The sequence below is a fragment of the Vibrio sp. 10N.222.46.A1 genome, from assembly GCF_041473595.1.
GTDB lineage: Bacteria > Pseudomonadota > Gammaproteobacteria > Enterobacterales > Vibrionaceae > Vibrio > Vibrio tasmaniensis_A.
Map to the genome: position 1 here is coordinate 1 of NZ_JBFRSN010000082.1, position 8,253 is coordinate 8,253.

Annotated in this window: 9 protein-coding genes; all 9 read left to right on the plus strand. The window is 43.6% G+C overall.

Annotated features, from left to right (window positions below; all coding sequences use genetic code 11):
* Positions 1-126 precede the first annotated feature (126 nt).
* Positions 127-648 carry a crossover junction endodeoxyribonuclease RuvC gene (gene ruvC, locus AB4496_RS03125; protein WP_009846369.1) on the plus strand — a complete coding sequence of 174 codons (522 nt, stop codon included), beginning with the start codon at positions 127-129 and terminating at the stop codon, positions 646-648.
* A gap of 213 nt (positions 649-861) precedes the next feature.
* Entirely contained in the window at positions 862-2,322 is a 1,461-nt protein-coding gene (locus tag AB4496_RS03130) for a methyl-accepting chemotaxis protein (protein WP_102257361.1), read from the plus strand.
* A gap of 92 nt (positions 2,323-2,414) precedes the next feature.
* Entirely contained in the window at positions 2,415-3,026 is a 612-nt protein-coding gene (gene ruvA, locus AB4496_RS03135; protein WP_017062079.1) for a Holliday junction branch migration protein RuvA, read from the plus strand.
* A 103-nt stretch (positions 3,027-3,129) separates the two neighbouring features.
* Entirely contained in the window at positions 3,130-4,146 is a 1,017-nt protein-coding gene (gene ruvB / locus AB4496_RS03140) for a Holliday junction branch migration DNA helicase RuvB (RefSeq protein WP_102257360.1), read from the plus strand.
* A gap of 552 nt (positions 4,147-4,698) precedes the next feature.
* Complete coding sequence (gene cydA / locus AB4496_RS03145; protein ID WP_009846373.1) at positions 4,699-6,285, plus strand: cytochrome ubiquinol oxidase subunit I; 1,587 nt, start codon at positions 4,699-4,701, stop codon at positions 6,283-6,285.
* Between the two features lie 13 nt (positions 6,286-6,298).
* Entirely contained in the window at positions 6,299-7,435 is a 1,137-nt protein-coding gene (cydB, locus tag AB4496_RS03150) for a cytochrome d ubiquinol oxidase subunit II (protein WP_009846374.1), read from the plus strand.
* 31 nt (positions 7,436-7,466) lie between these two features.
* Positions 7,467-7,574 carry a cytochrome bd-I oxidase subunit CydX gene (cydX, locus tag AB4496_RS03155; RefSeq protein ID WP_000270284.1) on the plus strand — a complete coding sequence of 36 codons (108 nt, stop codon included), beginning with the start codon at positions 7,467-7,469 and terminating at the stop codon, positions 7,572-7,574.
* Entirely contained in the window at positions 7,567-7,869 is a 303-nt protein-coding gene (ybgE, locus tag AB4496_RS03160; RefSeq protein WP_009846375.1) for a cyd operon protein YbgE, read from the plus strand. Before cydX ends, ybgE begins: the two co-directional genes overlap by 8 nt.
* Before the next feature lie 172 nt (positions 7,870-8,041).
* The coding region (locus AB4496_RS03165; RefSeq protein WP_372130581.1) for a YbgC/FadM family acyl-CoA thioesterase at positions 8,042-8,253 on the plus strand (212 nt) is incomplete at its 3' end.

The window sequence follows — 8,253 nt, forward strand, 5'->3', positions numbered from 1 at the left end:
GAGCTCTTAATTAATTAGTCAAGATTTGTGAGTAAATTAGAAAATGCCCGTTAATTTGACGGGCATTTTTTTTTGCGTTCGATATACTAAGCTGAAAAGCATGTATAAATAATCAGTATTGAAGTTATGTCTATTATCTTAGGGATTGACCCTGGCTCTCGCATTACCGGCTATGGCGTGATTCGTCAAAATGGTCGCCATCTATATTACTTAGGTAGTGGTTGTATTCGTACTTCCGAAAAAGAACTGCCAGGTCGACTAAAACAGATTTACGCTGGCGTGAGCGAAATCATCACTCAGTTCCAACCGGATGTGTTTGCGATCGAGCAGGTTTTCATGTCGAAGAACGCTGACTCTGCACTTAAGCTTGGACAAGCTCGTGGTAGTGCGATTGTAGCCGCGGTGAATGCGGATTTACCTGTTCATGAATATGCAGCTCGTTTGATCAAACAAGCGGTGACGGGTAATGGTGGTGCTGATAAGTCGATGGTCCAGAACATGGTGATGAGCATGCTCAAACTACCTGCCAAACCACAAGCCGATGCAGCCGATGCTCTAGGCGTAGCGATCACTCACGCTAACACCAATAAAACCTTGGTCGCACTTGCAGGAAAAGCAACGGGAGCAAGAAAAGGGCGTTACCGTTAAATCTCATTCTATTGTTAGTTCCTAATTCTGCCTTTTAAACTTATTCTATTGATGAGCCTCACGCCCTGTTTGGCTCATATCAAAACAATACGCCTCTAAATCCTTGATGAAATGAGATCTTTCGAACATAACCCAGATAATAACATTGCGTATCATTTAACATGTTATTAACATTGGTCGGAGGTCTTACAAGTTAATCAAGGATGATCACTGATGAACCCAATCAAGCTGTGGTGCGCGCTGTTTCTACCTAAAAACAATGGGTGGAGTAACAACGAAGTCAGACAAGCCGATATCTTATTACTCTTCACTTTTATCGCATTCTTCGTGGGTGTCTATAGCTTAATCAAGTGGACTAAGCACGAAGAGCAACTTCTGATCGCCACATCTGTATTTCTTATCGTATTCGAACTGATCTCTGCACTGCTACTTCGTGTGACGAGTAAGCCGAGCCTTGCACTTAACTTTGGTTTTGTCGGCATGGCGGTACACGCGTTGAACATCATTTATCAAAGTGGTGGGGTTGTGGCTTCCACTCAAGCTTATTGGGTGCCTTTGTTAGTGGTCGCTTTTTTCTTGTCAGGAACACGAATTGTGGCTTTGGTGTGGAGTGGACTGGTTATCGGCGTTTCATTAGTGATGACCTCAGCACATCTCAATGGATTTGCATTTCCTCTACTTGAGCTAACCCCCGATGCGGTAGTGGTAGAAACTTGGTCTGGTGTGATTATGCCGCTGGTGGTGATCTGCATTGCCCAAGCCTTTACCGCTAAGCAAAAAGAGGTGGCGATTGAAATGGCAGAGGATGCGATTTCAGAAAGCCAACACGTTGCCAACCAAGCGACGCAAAGTGAAGGTCGGCTCTCTATCGTGCTCGACCAAGCCAATTCGAATTCAGAGAGCCTACAAGGTGTTTCGGTTCATTTAGATCAGCAGTCACAAGACTTGCATGCTCAAGTCGAAGTGTTGAATGTCAATTGTGAATCTCAAGCGAGTGCAGCAGAACAGATGAGCCAACAACTCCATCAAATGACTCAAGGCATCGAAGAATCCAATTTATTTGTGGGTGAACTAAAAGAGCGCAGCGAAGCGGTTGGCACAAAAGCGCAAAAGAGCTCAGAGTCGCTAGAAGCGTCAACCAGTGCAATCAGTCAGATCATTCAAAGTAATCAAGAGATAATGAAAGTCGCTGATTTGATCACTTCGGTTGCTGAGCAAACCAATCTATTAGCACTCAACGCGGCAATCGAAGCGGCTCGTGCTGGTGAGCAAGGACGAGGGTTTGCTGTCGTCGCTGATCAAGTGCGAGAATTATCGGCGAAAAGCAGTCATTCCGCGATAGAGATTCGAACTTTGTTAGATCGCAGTAAAGAAGAAGTTGAACACGGCAGAGCAATCATTGAAACCACGGCCAATGAAATGAACGGGATTATCTCCGAGGTGCAAACCATCTCGACCGACGTTAACCAACTGACTAATATTATGGCGATGCAGATGAACTCATTGAAAGAGCTCGATCTCGCCAGTTCAGAAGTTGCCCAAAGTGTGGCGGAAACTAAATCGGTGTCAGGCTTAGTCGCTAATTATGGTTCTGAACTAACAGGTCATGTGACTTCGGTTAAAGAACTGGTCGCGAGCTTGAACTGCGTGGTCTCGCAAGCCAAGCAAGTCTAAATAATTCACTTCAAAAAACACAAAGAACTGGATAAGTATCCAGTTCTTTTATATTCTGTCCTCCAAATTAAATTCCATCAAGAGAGTGAATTGTGATCGGACGTCTCCGCGGTACATTAATAGAAAAACAGCCACCAGAATTATTGATTGAAGTCAGTGGTGTTGGTTATGAAGTTCAAATGCCAATGAGTTGTTTTTATGAGTTACCAAACGTAGGCGAAGAAGCAATTATCTACACTCATTTTGTGGTACGTGAAGATGCTCAGCTACTTTATGGTTTTAACACGGTTAAAGAGCGTGCCTTGTTCCGTGAAGTGATTAAAGCGAATGGTGTCGGTCCTAAACTTGGTCTTGGGATTCTTTCAGGCATGACCGCTAGCCAATTCGTTCAAAGTGTTGAACGAGAAGATATCTCAACGCTGGTTAAACTGCCGGGTGTTGGTAAGAAAACCGCAGAACGTCTGGTCGTTGAAATGAAAGACCGCCTGAAAGGGTGGGGCGCAGGTGACCTGTTTACTCCAGCGACGGATGCAGCTCCTATTGACTCTATGCCAACGGTGCACGACGCGGAAGAAGAAGCGGTAAGTGCGCTACTTGCATTAGGCTACAAGCCGACTCAAGCTTCTAAGGTGGTTTCTCAAGTAGCTAAAGATGGCATGACCAGCGAACAGTTGATTCGCGAAGCTCTGAAATCGATGGTTTAATACCTCATATACTCGTTCTACAAAACAGATTCATTCACTTTGCCTTTACACAGGGTCAAGAAGCGCATCGTCAAGAAGCGCATAGTTAGGAATATCAGAATTTATGATTGAAGCCGATCGCCTTATTGCACCGGACAACCCAGTATTCAAAGATGAAGATGTCATTGATCGTGCAATACGCCCTAAAGCACTGGCTGACTATCAAGGTCAGGATCACGTCCGTGGTCAGATGGAAATTTTCATCAAAGCAGCACAAATGCGTAATGAGGCGCTCGATCATCTGTTGATATTTGGTCCTCCAGGCTTGGGCAAAACCACATTGGCAAACATTGTTGCTAATGAAATGGATGTGAACATTCGTACCACTTCAGGACCTGTATTGGAAAAAGCAGGTGACTTGGCGGCATTGCTGACCAACCTTGAAGAAAATGATGTTCTATTCATTGATGAGATCCACCGCCTTAGTCCTGTGGTTGAAGAGGTTCTGTATCCGGCAATGGAAGATTACCAATTAGATATCATGATTGGTGAAGGCCCAGCGGCACGTTCTATCAAGATCGACCTTCCTCCTTTCACTTTGATTGGCGCAACCACTCGTGCTGGTTCACTGACATCGCCGTTGCGTGACCGTTTCGGTATTACTCAGCGTCTTGAGTACTATAAAGTTGAAGATTTACAAAGCATCGTTCAACGAAGTGCTGATTGTCTTGGTCTTTCTATGGAATCGCAAGGGGCGTTAGAAGTTGCTCGTCGAGCTCGTGGTACGCCACGTATTGCTAACCGTTTACTGCGCCGTGTTCGTGACTATGCGGAAGTGAAAGGCGATGGACATATTTGCCCAGAGGTTGCTGATAAAGCGCTAAACATGTTGGATGTCGATGCTAAAGGTTTCGACTACATGGATAGGAAGCTTTTGCTTGCGATTATGGAGAAGTTTGGTGGTGGGCCGGTTGGTATAGACAACATGGCTGCGGCGATTGGTGAAGAAAGAGATACCATTGAAGATGTGTTAGAACCTTACTTGATTCAACAAGGTTATCTACAAAGAACGCCAAGAGGTCGAATCGCGACCGACAGAGCGTATTTACACTTCGGCATCGATAAACCATCTAATCGTTAATTTATTCATTTTTAAAGATCCCAGTTGCATAAGCGCTGGGATTTTTTGCTTTCTATTGAATAACAACTCTTTGAGCGAGTCGATAAAAAAAGCTGAATAGCTCCCTCAAAAATGAAAACTTTGATTTCATGTTTGAATTGAGTAACAAAAAGTGAAATAAGCTGTTATGGTTTTTGTTAATACTTTATGGGTAGTTGTAATTCATATGTTGATGCAGTGCTGAGCTTTTGTCACAGATATCATATGCTGCTATTAATAGAGACATAATTGGTGTGATTTTAATCATAACTGTTCAAAAATAACTCTAATTTGCTTGAATAAAATTGATACAAATCAACGCAAGGTTCTCCTATAAACCTTTTGAAACATACTGATTTTACCAGTAATATTAGCGTCAGCTATATTAGCTCACGCTTAACAATAATCTAACTATAACGGTACGTTTTTACTACAAATTTCAATTTGTAATAACAATCTCACGAATTGTTTTAACACGGATTTTTGCGGTGAATAATCACACAAGTGTCATTCAGCCGACACAAAGGAGTTACCATGATTGATGTTGTTGATCTGTCGCGATTGCAATTTGCATTTACAGCGATGTATCACTTCCTATTTGTTCCACTGACTTTAGGTATGGCATTTCTACTTGCCATTATGGAGTCAGTTTATGTAATGACTGGCAAGCAAATTTACAAGGACATGACTAAGTTCTGGGGTAAATTGTTTGGTATTAACTTTGCTCTTGGTGTAGCGACAGGCTTAACCATGGAGTTCCAGTTCGGTACTAACTGGTCATACTATTCTCACTATGTTGGTGACATCTTTGGTGCTCCGCTGGCTATCGAAGCGCTTGTTGCATTCTTCCTAGAGTCTACTTTTGTTGGTCTTTTCTTCTTCGGTTGGGACAGATTGTCAAAGCGTCAACACTTAGCGGTAACGTGGTTAGTAGCACTTGGTTCTAACTTCTCTGCGCTTTGGATCTTGGTAGCTAACGGCTGGATGCAAAACCCAGTGGGTGCAGAATTTAACTTTGAAACTATGCGTATGGAAATGGTGAGCTTCGCTGAAGTTGTACTAAACCCAGTAGCACAGGTTAAATTCGTACACACAGTAGCGTCTGGTTACACAACGGGTGCAATGTTCATCCTTGGTATCAGCTCATACTACATTCTTAAAGGTCGTGACCTTGCCTTTGCTCGTCGCTCTTTTGCGATTGCAGCATCTTTCGGTATGGCGGCAATCTTGTCAGTAATCGTGCTAGGTGATGAATCTGGTTACGAGCTTGGTGAAGTTCAAAAAGTGAAGCTAGCAGCTATTGAAGCTGAATGGCACACTGAAGAAGCACCGGCCGCGTTCACTGTGTTTGGTGTTCCAAACCAAGAAACCATGCACACAGACTACGCAATTAAGATCCCTTACGTTATGGGTATTATTGCAACACGTTCTTTTGATACAGAAGTAACAGGACTACGTGACTTGCGCGACGATCACGTTGATCGTATTCGTACCGGTATGTATGCGTATGAGTTGCTTGAAAAGCTACGTGGTGGTGACCGTTCAGAAGAGAACAAAGCGGCATTTGACGAAGTAAAAGGTGACCTAGGTTACGGACTGCTTCTTAAGCGCTATACAGACGACGTTGTTGATGCAACAGAAGACCAAATCCAAATGGCTGCGGATGATTCTATCCCAACAGTTTGGCCTCTATTCTGGTCGTTCCGTCTGATGGTTGCTTGTGGCTTCATCATGCTGTTTGTATTCGGTGCGGCGTTTGTTCAAACGTGTCGTCAGAAGATCGAACAGAAACCATGGGTACTTAAAGCGGCGCTATTCTCAATTCCACTACCTTGGATTGCGATTGAAGCAGGTTGGTTTGTTGCTGAATTTGGTCGTCAACCATGGGCGGTGGGTGAAATCTTGCCGGTTAACGTTGCTGCATCAGCACTGACTATTGAACAGCTTTGGACTTCTCTATTTGCAATTCTTGCACTGTACACAGTGTTCTTGATTGCTGAAGTTTACCTAATGCTGAAATTCGCACGTAAAGGTCCAAGTAGCTTAAAGACAGGCCGTTACCACTTTGAACAAAACGATAACTCTGTTGAAGACAAAGTTAGCCGTTCAGTCGAAGTATAAGTGAGGGAATATTATGTTTGATTACGAAAGCTTACGACTTATTTGGTGGGTATTGATCGGTGTTCTACTGGTTGGTTTCGCCGTAACTGACGGCTTTGACATGGGGGTTGCTGCTCTTTCACCGGTTATCGGTAAGAGCGACACTGAACGTCGTATTATGCTGAATACTATTGCCCCTCACTGGGATGGCAACCAAGTATGGCTAATTACGGCGGGTGGTGCATTGTTCGCTGCATGGCCATTGGTTTACGCAACGTCGTTTTCTGGTTTCTACTTTGCAATGTACGTGACGCTAGCAGCACTTTGGCTACGTCCACTTGCTCTTGATTACCGTTCAAAGATTGAAGAGCCAAAATGGCGTAAGGCATGGGACTACGCACTTTGCTTTAGTGGCACAGTTCCGCCAATCATCTTTGGTGTAGCATTTGGTAACTTACTGCAAGGTGTTCCATTCGAACTGAACTACCTGATGATGTCTAAGTATCATGGTACGTTCTTCGCTCTGCTAAACCCGTTTGCATTGCTATGTGGCGTGTTGGCTCTGATGTTGTTCGTGATGCAAGGTGCAACATGGCTTCAAATGAAGACAACAGAAGAACTGCACAGCCGCGCACGTAACGTTGCTCAGATCACTGGCCTAATTGCTATTGCTCTGTTCGTTATCGGTGGTTTCTGGGTTCAATCTATCGAAGGCTATGTAATTACAAGCACGATAGACACGTTTGCTGATTCAAACCCACTAAATAAAGAAGTATCACTTCAAGTTGGTGCTTGGATGACAAACTTCGAAACGTATCCAGCAATGTGGGCTGCGCCGATTCTTGGTGTAGTAATGCCACTACTTGCTGTGATTGCATCTCGCTTTGAGCGTGGTGGTTTCGCATTCTTGTTCTCAAGCCTATCTAACGCTGGTGTTATTCTAACGGCTGGTTTTGCAATGTTCCCATTCGTAATGCCATCAAGCCTGAACCCTAACCATAGTTTGACTATGTGGGATTCAACAGCAAGTGAGCTAACGCTTGGTCTTATGACTGGAGTTGCGGCGGTAATGGTTCCTGTGATTCTTGGCTACACAACGTGGACATACTACAAAATGTTCGGTCGTCTAGATAAGAAACACATCGAAGATAACGACGTTTCAGCTTACTAAGCTAGAAGTTAAATAACTTAGGAGAAATTTTATGTGGTATTTCGCATGGATTTTGGGTGTACTTCTAGCATGTGCATTCGGCATCATCAATGCTCTATGGTTAGAGCATTCAGAAATGATGGATAAAGACAGTGAGTAATCTCGCAGAGCAAATCGCTAAACTGCATCAACCAATGGATAAGACTCTGTTAAGAGCTTTATCTCTAGTATTGGGGTTCATGCATGTAGGTTTAGTGATGTGGGAACCTGAAGCGTATGCGACAAGCATCGGTGGCTTTAACGCGATCATCGGGCCAATGTTCATTTGGGCAGCATGTTCAAGCATGGTTTACGGTATCGGATTTAAGCCGAGAGCTTGGATGTGGCAACTACTGTTCAGCCCATACGTTTCACTCACAATTTTGCTCTACCTAACGGTGCTGCGCCTTTTATAAAAGGCAAAGGATTTAGGTTCATAACGACGTGAACCTTTATACTTGTTGGGTTTTTAGCCAAAAAGAGGTCATCTTATACAGATGGCCTTTTTTTTCGTCTCTTAAATCAAAAAATTCACAGCGATATACTATTAATGATAAGGAGTTAGGTTATAGTGAGATCTTTATCGTTTTGAATTGTGGTATCAAATTGCGGGGATTATCTAAGCCATTTACGTGGCCAGTGACAGTGTATTACGAAGACACCGATGCAGGTGGTGTTGTATACCATTCAAACTATCTTAAGTTTTTCGAACGCGCTCGAACTGAGATGTTGCGCTCAATTGGCGTCTCTCAGCAAGTCTTGTTAGAACAAAATATCGGTTTTGTAGTCCGACATATGGA